Consider the following 16402-nt stretch of genomic DNA (forward strand, 5'->3'; position numbering starts at 1 on the left):
GCGTGAAACTGCCTGAACACCTTGACCCCAAACGTTCTTTTCAGGGACTAATTTTAACCTTGCAAAATTATTGGGCCCACTATGGATGTGCGATTTTGCAACCTTATGATATGGAAGTCGGCGCTGGAACTTTTCATCCAGCAACCATACTACGCTCTCTAGGTCCACGGCCTTGGAATGTTGCTTATGTTCAACCCTCTCGACGTCCAACAGATGGCCGATATGGTAAAAATCCAAATCGTTTACAACACTATTATCAATTCCAAGTGCTTCTCAAACCTTCTCCGCCTAATTTACAAGAGCTTTATATCAAATCGCTACAAGCTATCGGGCTTGATACAAAATTGCATGATATTCGCTTTGTTGAAGATGATTGGGAAAGTCCAACCCTTGGTGCTTGGGGGTTAGGGTGGGAATGCTGGTGTGATGGAATGGAAATTTCTCAATTTACTTATTTTCAGCAAGTTTGCGGCATTGAGTGCGCCCCGGTTTCAGGAGAGATCACCTATGGTCTTGAGCGTCTAGCGATGTATATTCAAGAGGTTGATAATGTCTATGATCTGAACTTTAATGGTTTGGAAGAAGAAAACAAAATAAGTTATAGAGATATTTTTCTACAAGCAGAACAGGAATACTCATATTATAACTTCGAATTTGCTGATACCAAACTCCTCCACCAGCATTTTATCGATGCCGAGCGCGAATGCGATGCACTTCTTGATGCGGGAAGCCCCGATAAAGAAGGTACATTCCATCGCTGTGTTTTTCCTGCCTATGATCAATGTATTAAAGCAAGCCATATCTTTAATCTTTTGCAAGCACGTGGTGTTATTTCTGTAACCGAACGACAAAATTACATTCTTCGTGTTCGTGATCTCGCGCGCCGTTGTGGGGAAGCCTTCTTACTCACAGAAGCTGGACAAATATACACTGGAGAAGCCTAATGTCTGATCTTCTTCTTGAACTTTTCAGTGAAGAAATCCCTGCACGTATGCAACGAAAAGCGGCTGCTGATCTTAAAAAAGCAGTTACAGATCAACTTATAGATGCTGGGTTGACCTATAAAGCGGCTCGAGAATATTGGACACCTCGTCGGCTAACATTAGACATACGCGGACTTTCTATACGCTCAAAAGATATCCATGAAGAACGTAAAGGTCCCTCTACAAAGTCACCACAGCAGGCGATTGATGGTTTTCTGCGTGCGACGGGGCTTAACGATATTTCTGAAGCCCATATTGGACATGATGATAAAAAAGGTGATTTTTATATTGCTAAAATTGTAAAAAAAGGCAGAACAGCAGAAGAAATTATTGCTGATATTTTACCGAATATTATCCGCAACTTTCCGTGGCCAAAATCTATGCGTTGGGGAAAAGATTCGGCAAAAAGTGGTGCTTTAAAGTGGATTCGGCCTTTACAAAACATTCTTTGCATTTTCGGACCAGAAATTGGTGAAACGCATGTTATTCCGTTTACAATTGGTTCTCTAAAAAGTAATAATCTCACTTATGGTCATCGTTTCTTAAGTGATGGAAAGCCATTTCAAGTACGCCGCTTTGATGATTATGTGACGCAACTTGAAACCCATAAAGTCATTTTGGATGCTGAAAGACGAAAGAATATTATTTTAGCAGATGCCCAAAATCTTTGCTTTGCAAACGGTTTAGAACTGGTTCAAGACGATGCTCTCCTCGAAGAAGTTGCTGGTCTTGTTGAGTGGCCTGTTATCCTTATGGGTGATTTTGAAAAATCATTTCTTGATATTCCTCCAGAAATTATTCGCTTGACTATTCGAGCCAATCAAAAATGTTTTGTCACCCGTAAACAAGGAGAAAAAGTAAAACTTTCTCATCATTTTATTCTCGTTTCTAATATTCTTGCAAATGATGAAGGCAAAGAAATTTCAAAAGGAAATAGTAAGGTTGTCCATGCCCGTCTTTCTGATGCACTCTATTTTTGGCAAACAGATCAGCGTGATTTACCTGATATTCAACATTTAGAATCTTCTATAAAAAAATTTGATCTTGATATAAAGAAACCTCTCGATCAAAGAATAGCGCGACTTGATCATTTGAATGTAACTTTTCATGCCAAATTAGGAACGCAAGGTGAAAGAGTAGAACGAATTGCTCAACTCACACAAAAAATTGCCCCTTTGATACAAGCAGATCCTCTTTTAGCGAAACGTGCAGCAATCCTTGCAAAAGCTGATTTGCAAACAGAAATTGTCGGAGAATTTCCTGAACTACAAGGGATAATGGGGCAAAAATATGCCCTTCTTCAAGGGGAAGATCCTCGCGTAGCTGAAGCCATTAAAGAGCATTATAAACCTCAAGGACCAACAGATCATCTTCCGCAAGAACCTCTTGCTATAACCGTTATGCTCGCCGACAAAATTGACATGCTGGTTGGCTTTTGGCTCATTAATGAAAAACCAACAGGCTCAAAAGATCCCTATGCGTTAAGACGAGCAGCCTTAGGAATTATTAGGCTTGTCCTTTCGCAGGATTGGAAAATCAACCTTATGCCACTGTTTCAGTTGGCAACCAATCTTTTCGTACAACAAAAAAATCAATATGAGATCTCTCAAAGCGAAAAGCGACAATTGCAGAATCTGCTTCCAGAAAACACAGCGTATATTTTATCAGATCTGTTGTTCTTTTTTCATGACCGTTTGAAAATCTATCTCAAAGAGGAAGGGGCTCGTTATGATGCTCTTGAAGCCGTTTTAAACAAAGATTCTGATGATTTTTTATGGGTTGCACGTCGTGTTGAATCCCTTATCGCTTTTATCAATACTCATGACGGAATGAGCTTTGTCGCCTCTGTAAAACGTACAACCAATATTCTTGAAAATGAACTTCAAAAAAGCACAATAATAGTAAATGAAATTAATCCTGAGCTCTTTGTTGAGAAAGAAGAAAAGCAGCTCTATCATGCAATCTGTGAAATAGAAAACAAGATTCTTGACGCTATCAATGCAACAAATTTATCATTGGTACTCGATATTCTAGCACCACTTGGAAAATGGATTAATCTATTTTTTGAAAAGGTATTGGTGAACGATAAAAATCCTAATGTGCGCGCTAACCGTCTTGCTCTTCTCAAACGTACTTACACACTTACACAAGCGGTTGCAGATTTCTCAAAACTTGTCCTTTAAAACAAAAATCTTCTATTAACGGATAAAAATAATAAAGATAAATTGTTTCTTTGTATTTATGAATATTTCAAAATATTATAAAGAACTTCCCCATGAAATTTGCTCTTACTTTAAAAAGAAGTAAAATTTTTTATCGTCAATGGTACTTTATATTGAATAATAAACACTAAATATCGTCAATTTTTCTCATCATAAGTCCCCTCTTCTTTTAATTGAATCAATTTAAAATACTCCTCTGCACACCATACGGGGAATTCGTGTGTGGATAAAATATTGAAGAAAAGAGTAAAAGTGTTCTTCATGAACAGTGCCAAGTACTGTTGCAAAATTAAGAGAATGGATCAAATAGCATAGGTGCTATTGATTTTCACTTTTATTAAACAAAAAAATTCTCATGCCAAGTAGATTTTATACATTTTACGAAAAGGCTGCTACTCTTCACAAATATCGTCTTAAAATGAAGAAAGAATATATGCCTAAGAACTGTCTCTTCAAAACAAACGCATCAATGTGTAGCAACATAGGTATTGTGTAAAACAAAACGCTATTGGATAGCTTATTCATTGGCTTTCTTTAAGAAATATTTCTTAAAGAAAGCCGAGCCTTTTTCGCGATGGAGTCTAGGAATGATATCATGATCAAGCCATTGAGTACCACCATCTTTACACTTATAAAAAAAGCGCGCGAGTACTGTCACACACTTTTGCCCAATCCCAATGCCGATAACCTTTAGAAACTTGAGACAAATCATAAGAGATAATCCTTTCTTTTACAATGTTTGCCCACAAACCATTCCCACTTGTCACGTACAAGAAAATGATTTTGCTCGATTCAACATAGAACAGATTTGAAATGAAAAAATCTTATGATATTCAGAGTTCTCAACTCAAATTAAATAACACAAAATTATCCTTATAAATCAATATGTTGTATGGTATATTACCTGTTTTTATAAAAAGCATGCTTCCACTTAAAAACATTTCTCTGTGAATTTTGAGGTAACTTTTAAAAATTGTAGACTCTCAAGTGTAAATGATACTTTGTAATGATTGATTAAATCATCAAAAAACAAATTTTTATTGATTTATAATCATCAGCTTATCGCTTTTATCAATACCCATAACGGCATGAGCTTTGTAGCCCCTGTAAAACATACAGCCAATATTCTTGAAAATGAATTTCAAAAAAGCACCGTAATAGCGAATGAAATTAATCCTGAGCTCTTTGTTGAGAAAAAAAGAAAAGCAGCTCTCTCATGCAATCTGTGAGATCGAAAATAAGATTCTTGACGCTATCAATGCAACAAATTTATCATTGGACTCGATCTTCTAGCACCACTTGGAAAATGGATTGATCTATTTTTTGAAAAGGTATTGGTGAACGATAAAAATCCTGATGTGCGCGCTAACCGTCTTGCTCTTCTCAAACGTACTTACACACTTACACAAGCAGTTGCAGATTTCTCAAAACTTGTCCTTTCGAAGGATTGGAAAATCAATCTTATGCCACTATTTCAGTTGGCAACCAATTTTTTCGTACAACAAAAAAATCAATATGAAAGCTCTCAAAGAAGAAGGGACTCGTTATGATAGTCTTGAAGCCGTTTTAAACAAGAGTTCTGATGATTTTTTATGGGTTGCACGTCGTGTTAAGTCCCTTATCGCTTTCTCATATTCAATATTTCAATGAGAATATAGAATTAAATTTTCTTACCTAAAACTCTCCCCTCATGAATCTAACCGTCTTCATAAGAGGAATTAACAACAGATAAAAAGATCTCTCGAAAAATAAAAGAGGCGTTTTCCATAAAACTGCTAAACATAAAAGCAATTGCTCAATATAAAAATCGTCACAATATCTTAACTGATAACATAATCACAGTGCTTGCTTATTGCTTCATAAAAACAAAGACAATAAGACTGCCTTAATAATTTTTATAAATAGAATTAAAAGACGAATTTCAGCTAGAGAATACGGCTCTCTAAAGTCAATGCGTAACCAACTCAAGAACTCGCATCACAACATAATAGATTAAACATTTAATATTGAAAAAACTATAAACCTCAAGAAACAGTTTTTATCTCTAAAATACCATTAATTAAGATGTGTTTTCATTTTGCTCAATAACTCTTTCGAAAGAGCTTCTTTAACGAGTCCATCTTCCCTGTTAGAATCTAATTCCTTTGCAATAAGGATATGTGCCGTAGAAATTGCCAAATCGATAGCCGATGTAGAAACCATGCGTATTGCATCCGCTTCTGCTTGAGCGATTTTTTGCTCTGCCACTTTATTGCGGTTTTTTACATATTCTTCTGCTTTTTTACGCGCCTCAGCAATAACAGATTCAACCTCATGTTTTGCTGCTGCGATAATTTCTTGTGCATCTTTTTCTGCTTCTGCATGCTTACGTTGATATTCAGCTAATATTTCCTGTGCCTCTTCGCGAAGACGCAGAGCCTCATCGAGCTCATCTTTGATACGCTTCGCGCGTGCATCAAGATGGTGTATAATTTTCTGTGGAATTTGGAAATAGACTAAAAGAGCCAAAAAAAGAACTAACCCAACAAAAGCCCAAAAAGTATCACTCATCTTTGTCTTCCTCAATAATCCGCAGCTTTAACAACTGAACAAACGGCCTCTTTACTGATATCAACATCAATCAATTTTTTCACAATTTCAAGAGCGACTTCCTCAGCGATAGAACCAACATTTTGCATCGCTTTATCCCGAATTTCTGCTATCTGTTTTTCAGCATCTGCAAGTTTTTTTTCTAAACTCTCCTCAATTTCCTTTCGTTCAAGCTCTGCCTTTTGTTTTAATTCTTCACCAGCTGCCTGTGCTATCGTATGAGCTTTTAAATGCGCTTGTGCTAATTCACGCTCATAAGTTTCAACAACAGTATCTGCTTCCTGCTTCATGCGCATTGCCTGATCTAAATCAGATGCAATTCGATCTCGACGTGTTTCAATAACACCACCAATACGCGGCGCAATCACACGAGAGATAAACAGATAAAAAAGTCCGAAAGAAATTGCCAACCAGAAAAAATGCGAACTAAAATGAACAAAATCAAAAGGCGGAAACACACGATTTGCATGTTCTGCCACTTGTCTGATATGTCCCATCGACATTTCAGTATTCTGTGCATAAGCGCTGGAAACGAACATCTTCTTTCATCCTTTCAATAACTTAACCCTCTATAACTGATGATCAATCACATTTCTCAGCTTGAGAGCTAAAAGGGTAAATCTTTCCTCATAAGCGAGAACAAACATACCCTTTCGATAACGATCAGACCCCAAAAAGAAGCAATAAAGCAATGAGCAATGAAAAAATACCCAAAGCTTCTGTCACAGCAAAACCAAAGACGAGACGTCCAAACTGACTATCTGCTGCTGATGGATTACGTAACGCCCCAGAAAGATAGCTTCCAAAAATATTACCAAGCCCTAAAGCCGTTCCAGCCATACCAAAGCAAGCAAGACCAGCTCCAATATATTTTGCTGCAAGCACCATTTCCATATTATTCTCCTTTAAAGTGAAATTGCACTATCCGACGGAAACCCGCCAATTCTATTAATGTCCTGGATGAATTGCATCATTAAGATACATACATGTTAAAACTGTAAAGACATAAGCCTGAAGAAATGCAACCAAAAACTCAAGAGCCGTAATCGCTACAGTCATAATAAGGGGCAAAACCGAACCGCCAACACCTACGATTCCCACCCCAATCATTGAAACCACAAACCCCGAAAATACTTTGAGCGTAATATGACCAGCAAGCATATTCGCAAAAAGACGAAGCGAAAGACTGACGGGGCGTGAAAGAAAAGAGATAATCTCAATCATTGTTACGAGAGGCAAAACCACCACTGGAACCCCACTGGGAACGAACAGTTTCAAAAAACTAACCCCATGCTTATAAAAACCATAACCAATCACAGTCAAAATAACCACCATTGCCAACGAAAACGTGATCATGATCTGTGAAGTCACCGTATAAAAATAGGGGAAAAGACCAATAAAGTTAGCAACCAAAATAAAAGTAAACAGAGAAAAAACTAAAGGGAAAAACTGCATTCCCTGCGCGCCGGATGATTCGCGCAAAGTCGATGCTACAAACTCATAGGCCATTTCTGAAAGAGATTGTATGCGCGTTGGAACCAATCCACGACTTGATGATGAAAGGAAGAGAAAAATAGAAGTTATAACAACTGTAATGACTGTAAACAACGATACATTTGTAAACGATAAATCCATATTTCCTATGGAAATCTTAATCAGCCGTGAAACTTCAAACTGATGAATAGGATCTGGAGCGTGCGCCGTCACTTCAACCTCATTTATCGGACCTCTCATTGGCCCCTTTATTTTGTTTATCTTGGCGCAATACGCCTTTTTGCCCTAATTGACTGGAGGAAATAGTCCCCACAGACCGAAGAATACTCAATACACCAGCAGCAAATCCAAGGAAGAGAAAAAACACCAATCCCCAAGGCCATGAACCTGCTAACTTATCAAATCCCACCCCCAAAACAACACCAACAATAACACTTGCCAGAAACTCACTGGAAAGCTTAATTGCATCCGCCATTCTTCCTTGTGATTTTTCCTGCCTATCCTTATGCTCGCGCTCCTTTAATGCTTGTTTGCGCACTAAAGCCGCGCTTAAGTTCTTACTACGACATTCCAAATCCTCTGAATGGAAACACTCTCCTTGCTTTTTCTCTTCAGCCTCTCTGCGGCTTGTAAGGGATTTTTCGCCCATAGCCATTATTGGCTCCCTAATCAAAAAGCAAAGCAAAAATGCATCTCATAAAACCGTGTGCATCATATTGTTCTCGAATTTATTCGTCAAGACACTAAAAGAAATCTATCACCAATTTATCGTATAAATTTTATCACATAAATTGACGTATCTTTTAATTCATATGCTTTTTTACCAACGATATGTCTTAAAGTCCCTAAATTGATTTTACAGTATCCCCTGAGAACACATAAAATTCCGTGAAACATATAAAACTCATAAATTCACCATCATACTCAATATACATCTTTATACTCAATATAAAAGACAAGCCAACATCATTGTACACTTTGCTAACTTGCAATGTTGCAACAGCTCTCATCTTGAAAAAAGCATAAAAGGTATTTCTTTTCTTTCATCGTTTTTACGCACACATCAACCCTACTTGTGATGTACAAGAAAATAGCTTTAATTCATTCAATATGGACATGTTTGAAATATAAAAAGGCGTACGATATTTGGCATTATTAATTTTAGATAAAAAAATGATGATTTATGATCATAAATCAAAGGATTATAAAATTTATAACACTAAAAATTTACAGACTTGGCCATAAATCATTTTATTTTACAAACGAATATAATGCTGTCTTGCTTTCCATCAAAATTATATTTATGTCTCATGTCACTGCAATATTCTGAATATATAAATTCATTTACACAAAACATATAAAGTATATCGTGTAACACTTTGATAAAAGTTAATAAATATAACTGAAGTGTTATTCTTGGTAACATACTAAATACATATTCACTGGTTGTGAATCAATGATGTAAGCTTTATCCATTATGCGTTAAAAAAATGGATGCCAATGGAATTCTTATACTTTTTATGCAACACATTGATTTATAATAGTAATTTATAATTATTCGGCTTGAATAAGAACTCTGATAAGATATTCTTGCGTATTCGTATCGAAATAATCCAAGCTGTTTTTTGCATATCACAAGAAGGGGTGATGCGTGCTTAAAATTGAAAAAACGACCTTTTATATTTTCTTTCAAAAAGAAGATTGATAAAAATAAAATTGATATAACACTGAAAGCTGAAAAATAATATGAAAGCATGAGCTTATGCTTTTTTTCAAATAAACTTGCACTTTTTGTTTAAATGAAAATGCTCAATGGGTTGTATAGGATGCCATTCGCAAACTATTTTACATTATAGCTATTTACAGACACCACCGTGAAATGGGCTTAGAAGAATAAAGAGATTTCTTTAAGTACAAGATAGAATAAATTTAAAATTTTAAATAGAATACAATAAAACTTGAATATGACCACTCTACCGCCTTATACAATTTTAATCCATTTTTTGAATCTTACCCTTTACAATTGAACATCGCTCAATTCAGCAGATATTTTTACTATTTTATTTAGAATAAACCATCGCAAGCACAAGCGCTTATGAATACCCTTTATTTTTCATGAAAAGAGCATTTAAATTTTCTTTTCAAACGAGCATCCCATTGTATTCTCTTCTCCTCATAGCGCTTCTGTTTTTGCATTAAAATAATCCTTAAAAGAACTGTGTGCTCTTTTTTTTCTAAAATACCCCGATTAAATTCATCTCATAACATGAAAGCAAAGAATCTTTATCAAAAGATAATAAAAATGAGAAAATTCTATTCAATAACCCGATAAATCAAGACTTTAGCGAATAAAAATTTTTTCTTTTATAAAAATGAAGGCAATTGTCTGTTGCAAGTTATCATTTTATTTTTGATATTTAGAACATTATCATCATGAAAAAACTTATTTTAAAAGTTCTGTAGATTTCATTCACTCTAAAATAAAGAGATATCATTTCTTTTTAGAACGTGTCGCAAAAGGATTATCAGAGGTTCGTAATGATAAGCGAATTGGGATGCCAAGCATATCAAATGTATCACGTAATTCATTGACAAGATAACGCAAATACGACTGTGGCATAACTTGGGGTCGTGAGCAAGAAATCATAAATCCAGGAGGACGTGTTTTTACCTGTGAGATATATTTAACCTTAAGTCGACGCCCTGAAACTGCAGGTGGTGGATGATGTGCCACAACAGCTTCAAGCCATTGGTTCAATTTAGCCGTAGAAATGCGGCGATTCCATACACGGTGCATCATCATGACATTTTCCATGAGCTTATCAATCCCTTGACCATATTGCCCTGATAAAGGAACTGCCCTCAAACCACGAACTTGAGGAAGAAATCGCGCACATTTCTCATGCAAATCAATCAATGTGGCCTGACTATTTTCAATAAGATCCCACTTATTGAAAGCAATAACTGGAACACGCCCTTCACGAATCACAAGATCAACAATTTGTAAATCCTGCTTTTCAAAAGGTATTGTTGCATCAAAAACAATAACCACCACTTCTGCAAAACGAATAGCACGCAAAGTATCAGCGACCGATAGCTTTTCTAATTTTTCTTGAATTTTCGATTTTCGACGCAAACCCGCAGTATCAAAAAGTTTAATATGACGACCACGCCATTCCCAATCGACAGAAATAGAATCACGTGTCAACCCTGCTTCTGGTCCCGTTAACAACCGTTCTTGCTTCAACATGCTATTAATAAGGGTTGATTTCCCTGTATTGGGCCGCCCCGCAATGGCAATCCGAATGGGCTTACTTTCATCGTAAATAAGCCCTTCTTCTTTCGAAGAATTGATGTCATCACCACTAGATGCTGTCTGTATCATCTCTTCTTCTTTGTTGTTGCCAAAAGCGCGCTTTGACCCAACAGCATCTATAATGGCATCACGAAGATCGCTAAGTCCCAAACCATGTTCTGCCGATATTGGGCACGGCTCCCCCAAACCTAATGACCATGCCTCATATTCTCCCCCTGTTGCCGCTTTTGACTCAGATTTGTTGGCAACGAGAACAATCGACTTTCCTGATTTGCGAACCAATGAAGCAAAGTTTAAATCACTCGGTGTTATTCCGCTCTTTGCATCAAATACGAATAAAATAAGATCCGCTTCATCAATTGCCGCTTTTGTATGAGAACGCATACGCCCCTCAAGTGTATGATCCCCTGCTTCTTCCAACCCAGCCGTATCAATCACATCAAAACGTAGGTCTTGAAGTTTTGCCGCATGAATACGCCGATCACGTGTTACACCCGGCTTATCATCAACCAAAGCCAATTTTTGCCCAACCAAACGATTAAAAAGTGTTGATTTCCCAACATTGGGACGACCAACGATAGCAATGGTAAGGCTCATCAATTTATTCCTTATTTGCCTTGCCCTCAGCTTGCATAAGCTCAAGCATCATTCGAGCCCGATCTGTTATTTTTGATCCCATTGCACCGTCGTTAGAAATTTTCTGGAAATAATCAACGGCCTCATCAATCTTCCCTGCTTTATAAGCAGCTAAGCCTAAAGCTTCCCTCGCAGATAGACGCATAGGATCAATATCACTTGCCATATCTTTGACACGCTTTTTGACATCATCCAAGGTTCCTGTATCAACTAAAATATAGGCAGCTCGAATTTTTGCAACTTTCCGCAAAATCTGCGGTGCTTTCTCATCTCCTGCAACAGAATCAAAGATCTCCACTGACTTGATAAAATCACCTTGCTCCATACGTAAAGAAGCCTCCCGCAAGCGGGCAAGAAAAGGATACCCCCCAAAATTAGAGTCTTTAACACTCTCCAATTGCTTTATCGCTTTATCAAAATGACGTGTATCGGCAAAATTAAGGCTTTTTACAAATGTATCACCAACATGGCTGGCTTTCTTTATTTGCGTATGATGATAAATTTGATAAATAATTATCATGAGTATGAAAAGAATAACCGCCCCAATAATTGAAAAACCATAACGTTTCCAAAAAGCAAGCGCCTTTTCCTGACGAAATTCAGCATTAACTTCAGCAATAAAACTATCATACGACATATAATATACCTTGTAAAAAAGTTTACTTTCTACACTTTTACGCATAAATGGACAAAGATGGTAGCCCTAAATTGACGAAAAATCTCTAAATTGTTCGTTTATTTACTTCAAATCAGCATGTAACAAAATTGATTATATTTTTGCAACTATCTTAATCAAAAACGATGTAAAAGCCCTTTTGATTTGCATTACTGCTTTTACATCTCTTGATGCCTTATAAAAAAGATCACGAACTGAATGTCTCTAACATGCTTTTTGATAATGTTAACCCTTCTTTCCTAATTTAATGTATACGAAAGACAATTTTTTAAAGTCCTTAAAAAAAACTGATAGCTTATCTTCGGCTTTAGAATTGTATTCAACATGCGCAATCTTTACAAAAAAATAAAGCTAAACGTCTCTGCCTAAAATCAAATAAACAAATTGTCACCAAGTAGAAAAAATACTGAAGCGTTATCAAAAGTACATTCCCCAAGCTTCAAGATTTTTTTTACTCAAAGTATATCCCTTCAACTTAATCTTCATACGATTAAAAACTTTTTGTCATCAATCCTTAAAGATTTAAAAAATATCCTATTGTAATGGCCAAACCCACATAAGCATGGGAACAGCAACAATAACGATCAACACCGCCAATGGAGCCCCCAAACGCGGATAATCACTAAAACGATAGCCTCCTGGCGCCATCACGAGCATATTGCTTTGATGTCCAATAGGTGTAAGAAACTCACACCCCGCACCAATGGCAACCGCCATCAAAAAAGCTTCAGGCTTATAATGAAGAGAATGAGCAAAACTTGATGCGATGGGGGCGACCATCATCACTGTTGCCGCATTATTCAAAAATGGTGTAACCAACATAGCGGTTACCAACATCAGTGCTAGAGCACCAGATGGCGGGAAAAATATTGCTAGTTGGCTCAGCCATTGACCAATGAGATCCGTACATCCTGTTTTCTCTAACGCTTCACTCACCGGAATAAGAGCTGCTAATAGGACTAATATTGGACCATCTAATGCCTGATAAAGATCACGCGCAGGCAAAACGCGAAAAATAACCATTGCAGCGGCTGCAGAAAAAAAAGAAAAAGCAACTGGAACAATATGAAAAGCTGTAAAAATAATGGCTACAAATAAAATCGCTAAAGATATAAGACCATATCGTAAATTTCCAAACACAATATTTCGTTTTGCTAGGGGCAAACATTTCAATTCTCTTAATAAATTTGGAATAACCACATCTTGTCCTTGCAAAACAATCACATCCCCAAGATGGAAGATAATATCATTAAGTCTTCCTCGCACCCTTTCATGTTGACGACTTAGCGCAAGTAAATTGACATTATAGTGATCAAATAAAGAAAACTCTTTCGCACTAATACCAATAAGAGGCGAGTTATGCGTGATGACCGCTTCAATAATATCAATATCACTGTCCTTATCACGTGTAGAAAGCGTTTTCTCCTTAGAAAACTCTAAACGTGCAGAGTTCATCACACTATCTATTCCTGTGTGCGATCCTTCCAGCAAAACAATATCGTTTTCAGACAAGACAAAATCTGGCAATGGTGAAATCGATACTTTGTTTCTAATGATTTGAATTACCATAACATCACCACTTGATGGCTTAACCAAATCAACAACACTTTTCCCCACAATCGGTGAATTTATTGGAATATGCACTTCTGCAACATAATTACGAATATCAATGGCGTCATCAAATGATCCCCCTGAACGCACACGTACAGGCAAAAGCCAATAAAAAACGACCAAATATAAGACACCAACCGTCGCAACAACCGCACCAACTGGTGTAAAATCAAACATCGTAAAAGGTGTTCCGGCTAAACGTTCTTGCATCGCTGAAATAACAACATTGGGCGAGGTTCCTATCTGTGTCATGAGTCCCCCTAACAAAGAACCAAAGGCCATGGGCATCAAAAAGACAGAAGGAGAAACTTGAGAACGACGCGCAAATTGAAAGGCGATTGGAAGCATAATCGCCAAAGCACCAATGTTTTTAACAAACATTGATAATACGACAACAGAAAGAACCAAAAAAGCTAATTGAAGACGCACCGATTTTACATCTGGCCATATCCGTTGAATAACAAATTCCATGATACCAGAGCGTGATACAGCCGTACTGACAACAAATACACTCCCCACAATAATAACAATATCATTACTAAACCCGCTAAAAGCTTCCTTCGGACTGACAAGACCAAGAGCACACGCTGTTAATAATGTACAAATAGCAACAAGATCATAACGAAATCGATCCCAAATAAAAACAACCATCATGAGACCAATGACCAAAAAGGCCATTATTTGATTTTCTGTCATAACACTTAGCTCTCCCCATTAAATTATCATGAACAAAAACATATCTTTATATGTTTTAAATATTCCTATAAACAGCAGCAAGATAAAAACAGACATAAGAATATTTTAGGATAATTTAAAGTGATAAAAAATATACTGTGCATAAATTCACCTCTCTTTTATTATGCGTATTTATTATGCATACTTTCTCTATAAGATGCTGAATTCAAAGAAAATTGATAAAAGTTGATAAAGCTATATTGCAAAAAAGATGAGAATAACTCTAATATAGAAGGGTGATGGCTGTTGAAACTGGTACACGCTATATTTTAACCTTTGTCGTTGCTTAAATGTGAGAGTTTATCTTCACCCTCAGTCAAAGGGTGACAAAAATGAAAGAAAAAAGAATGGGCAATCTTAATAGTGGGTATCAAAATCACCTAAAATATTGGCTTACTTGCATTATTGGATTTGTTGTTATCTTGGCAATTATAGTTGTTGGTGGATTTTATATCGCAAAACCCTATCTTGATAGTTTTATAAGAAAAGAGATCGCCCGTCGTGCCATAAAGGCAGAAAAATCTGAAGTCAGTATTCTAGGTAAAGTCAATTTGAAGAATGTTACACTTCCCGCTCCAGCCGGTATATCATTGAAAATTGGTGCCATGTCTGCCCGTCCTCCTCTTTCTTTTATTCCTGGAACTTTTACATTTTATAATGTTGATTTAAAGTATAATAATATTCACATAAAAATTCCGCAAATTTCTCTTAAAAGTGTATCCTTAAAAGAAAAAGATAGAACAATCACATCACATCTTTTACAATCAGTGATGCGTATTAATCTTGCCTCAATTATTGCACCCAATATACAACTTTCTATAGAAAATGAAAAAAAACGCACAGAAACGATTGAATTTAAGAATTTTCAGCTTTCTGATTTTAAAGGTGGTCATATCGGTTCCATTAGCATCAAAAATATGGATCTTAAAACGGTTGCAATCAATGGTAATAAACAGATGCAGCTGATAGCTAAAAGTGATACAGTAAAAGCCCAAGATATTGATATCAATTATGCCTATTCTATCATTTTCGGAAAAAATAATGTCCTCAATAAAGGAAAAACCGTCACTGGCCCTATTTCTCTGAATAATATCAGTATCGATATTTTTGAAGAAGCAGAAAAAAATAGCTCTTTCTCCCTCGGACAATTTAAAACATCTGGTCTAAAGATGAAGCCCCTTGAACAAACGCCTGAAAAACTGGTCAAAGCTTATCTTAATGCAAGAAAAGAGAATAATAAAGTCGCTGAAAAAATAGCACAAAATGGTCTTCTTCTAAACATCCTGCTCGCCATTACCTCAGCAGATGCCAAAGTTAATAATGTCACCGTTGATATCCCGTCATTGAAAGCAACTTTAGAATCATTCCAATTCAAACCAAGCTTATGGAAACATCCTATCCCTAAAAAGCTTTTTCTTTCTCTCAATAACTTTTCCGTTTCACCTAAAAAAATGAATGAAAAAGATTTAGAACTTTTAAAAAAGATGGGATTTGAACAAATTGATATTTCAGGAAAAGTTGATATTTCTTACGATGAAAAGAAACGTATGCTCTTTCTTGATGCAATGGCTTTTAACATGAAAGACGTTGGCTCTGGAAACATATCAGCTAAAGTTATTGATGTTGATGAAACGCTTTTTTCTGGTCAACAAAATGTCATGATTGCTGCTTCTCAAGACCTTGGCATCAATGAAATTGATATACAATATAGAGATGCCGGCTTCATTGATAAGCTTTTTTCTTATCTTGCAAAAAATCTTAATGACAGCCAACATGATCTTAAAAAAGAACTCTATGATGATTTCTATTTAATGATGACGCAAACCCCCAAAATATTGCTAAAAAATCATGACGAAGCAGAGAAAATTTCAAAATCTTTAGGTGAATTTGCTAAAAACCCGCAAACATTGATTGTTCAAATTAAAGCAAAAGATAATAAAGGGCTCACAATGGTTGATCTGGAAACCGCTCTACAAAATGATCTATCCAAGGTTTTAAGTAAAGTAGATCTCGCTATTAAAAATGAAAAATCCCCTTAAACATATTGTGCTTTCGACATAATGATCTTGTCTATAAACTTTAGAACCTTATTCCTCTTTTTGCTTTTATATGATACAGAAAGCATCAGAATAGAGTCATT

General features: G+C 36.3%; 12 protein-coding genes and 1 pseudogene. 4 read left to right on the forward strand and 9 right to left on the reverse strand.

All coding sequences use genetic code 11. The features are described 5' to 3' along the window. The first annotated feature begins 2 nt into the window (after positions 1–2). Positions 3–944, forward strand: a complete 942-nt coding sequence (locus FNZ60_RS00310; RefSeq protein WP_142415791.1) for a glycine--tRNA ligase subunit alpha — start codon at positions 3–5, stop codon at positions 942–944. After that, entirely contained in the window at positions 944–3166 is a 2223-nt protein-coding gene (gene glyS, locus FNZ60_RS00315; RefSeq protein ID WP_142415792.1) for a glycine--tRNA ligase subunit beta, read from the forward strand. Before FNZ60_RS00310 ends, glyS begins: the two co-directional genes overlap by 1 nt. 556 nt (positions 3167–3722) lie before the next feature. On the opposite strand, the gene FNZ60_RS00320 is transcribed toward glyS, so the two are convergent. Continuing rightward, positions 3723–3917 (reverse strand): hypothetical protein, encoded by a 195-nt coding sequence (locus FNZ60_RS00320; protein ID WP_142415793.1) that lies wholly within the window; start codon positions 3915–3917, stop codon positions 3723–3725. Between the two features lie 298 nt (positions 3918–4215). Between FNZ60_RS00320 and FNZ60_RS00325 the strand changes: the two are divergent. Beyond that, a pseudogene (locus FNZ60_RS00325) lies at positions 4216–4644 on the forward strand (DALR anticodon-binding domain-containing protein); the annotation flags it as partial. Between the two features lie 616 nt (positions 4645–5260). Here FNZ60_RS00325 and FNZ60_RS00330 read toward each other — a convergent pair. From FNZ60_RS00330 to FNZ60_RS00365, 8 genes are all read right to left on the reverse strand, one after another. After that, positions 5261–5755, reverse strand: coding sequence for a F0F1 ATP synthase subunit B (locus tag FNZ60_RS00330; RefSeq protein ID WP_142415794.1), 495 nt, complete (start codon positions 5753–5755; stop codon positions 5261–5263). A gap of 11 nt (positions 5756–5766) precedes the next feature. Next, positions 5767–6333: a F0F1 ATP synthase subunit B gene (locus FNZ60_RS00335; protein WP_142415795.1), complete on the reverse strand. Its 567-nt coding sequence runs from the start codon at positions 6331–6333 to the stop codon at positions 5767–5769. A 124-nt stretch (positions 6334–6457) separates the two neighbouring features. Next, on the reverse strand, positions 6458–6688 hold the full coding sequence (locus tag FNZ60_RS00340; protein WP_005773968.1) for a F0F1 ATP synthase subunit C: 231 nt from the start codon (positions 6686–6688) through the stop codon (positions 6458–6460). Between the two features lie 54 nt (positions 6689–6742). Further along, a complete protein-coding gene (locus tag FNZ60_RS00345) occupies positions 6743–7501 on the reverse strand; it encodes a F0F1 ATP synthase subunit A (protein ID WP_142415810.1) in 759 nt (252 codons plus the stop codon). 7 nt (positions 7502–7508) lie between these two features. Then, positions 7509–7943 carry an AtpZ/AtpI family protein gene (locus tag FNZ60_RS00350; RefSeq protein WP_142415796.1) on the reverse strand — a complete coding sequence of 145 codons (435 nt, stop codon included), beginning with the start codon at positions 7941–7943 and terminating at the stop codon, positions 7509–7511. A gap of 1836 nt (positions 7944–9779) precedes the next feature. Beyond that, positions 9780–11201: a ribosome biogenesis GTPase Der gene (der, locus tag FNZ60_RS00355; protein WP_142415797.1), complete on the reverse strand. Its 1422-nt coding sequence runs from the start codon at positions 11199–11201 to the stop codon at positions 9780–9782. A gap of 4 nt (positions 11202–11205) precedes the next feature. Next, positions 11206–11877: a DUF2659 family protein gene (locus FNZ60_RS00360; protein ID WP_142415798.1), complete on the reverse strand. Its 672-nt coding sequence runs from the start codon at positions 11875–11877 to the stop codon at positions 11206–11208. 573 nt (positions 11878–12450) lie between these two features. Next, positions 12451–14223 (reverse strand): SLC13 family permease, encoded by a 1773-nt coding sequence (locus tag FNZ60_RS00365; RefSeq protein ID WP_142415799.1) that lies wholly within the window; start codon positions 14221–14223, stop codon positions 12451–12453. A gap of 371 nt (positions 14224–14594) precedes the next feature. Here FNZ60_RS00365 and FNZ60_RS00370 point away from each other — a divergent pair, with 371 nt between their 5' ends. Continuing rightward, the gene (locus FNZ60_RS00370) at positions 14595–16301 is read left to right on the forward strand and encodes a hypothetical protein (RefSeq protein WP_142415800.1); all 1707 of its coding nucleotides are present in this window, start codon (positions 14595–14597) and stop codon (positions 16299–16301) included. Positions 16302–16402: the final 101 nt, after the last annotated feature.

The sequence above is a fragment of the Bartonella massiliensis genome (assembly GCF_902150025.1).
GTDB classification, from domain to species: Bacteria; Pseudomonadota; Alphaproteobacteria; order Rhizobiales; family Rhizobiaceae; genus Bartonella; species Bartonella massiliensis.

Excerpts from the sequence above, each read along its gene's own strand:
- FNZ60_RS00330 (WP_142415794.1), bottom strand. The coding sequence starts at position 5,755 with ATGAGTGATACTTTTTGGGCTTTTGTTGGGTTAGTTCTTTTTTTGGCT.
- FNZ60_RS00335 (WP_142415795.1), bottom strand. The coding sequence starts at position 6,333 with ATGTTCGTTTCCAGCGCTTATGCACAGAATACTGAAATGTCGATGGGA.
- FNZ60_RS00320 (WP_142415793.1), bottom strand. The coding sequence starts at position 3,917 with ATGATTTGTCTCAAGTTTCTAAAGGTTATCGGCATTGGGATTGGGCAA.
- FNZ60_RS00370 (WP_142415800.1), top strand. The coding sequence starts at position 14,595 with ATGAAAGAAAAAAGAATGGGCAATCTTAATAGTGGGTATCAAAATCAC.
- FNZ60_RS00365 (WP_142415799.1), bottom strand. The coding sequence starts at position 14,223 with ATGACAGAAAATCAAATAATGGCCTTTTTGGTCATTGGTCTCATGATG.
- FNZ60_RS00340 (WP_005773968.1), bottom strand. The coding sequence starts at position 6,688 with ATGGAAATGGTGCTTGCAGCAAAATATATTGGAGCTGGTCTTGCTTGC.
- FNZ60_RS00360 (WP_142415798.1), bottom strand. The coding sequence starts at position 11,877 with ATGTCGTATGATAGTTTTATTGCTGAAGTTAATGCTGAATTTCGTCAG.
- der (WP_142415797.1), bottom strand. The coding sequence starts at position 11,201 with ATGAGCCTTACCATTGCTATCGTTGGTCGTCCCAATGTTGGGAAATCA.
- glyS (WP_142415792.1), top strand. The coding sequence starts at position 944 with ATGTCTGATCTTCTTCTTGAACTTTTCAGTGAAGAAATCCCTGCACGT.
- FNZ60_RS00350 (WP_142415796.1), bottom strand. The coding sequence starts at position 7,943 with ATGGCTATGGGCGAAAAATCCCTTACAAGCCGCAGAGAGGCTGAAGAG.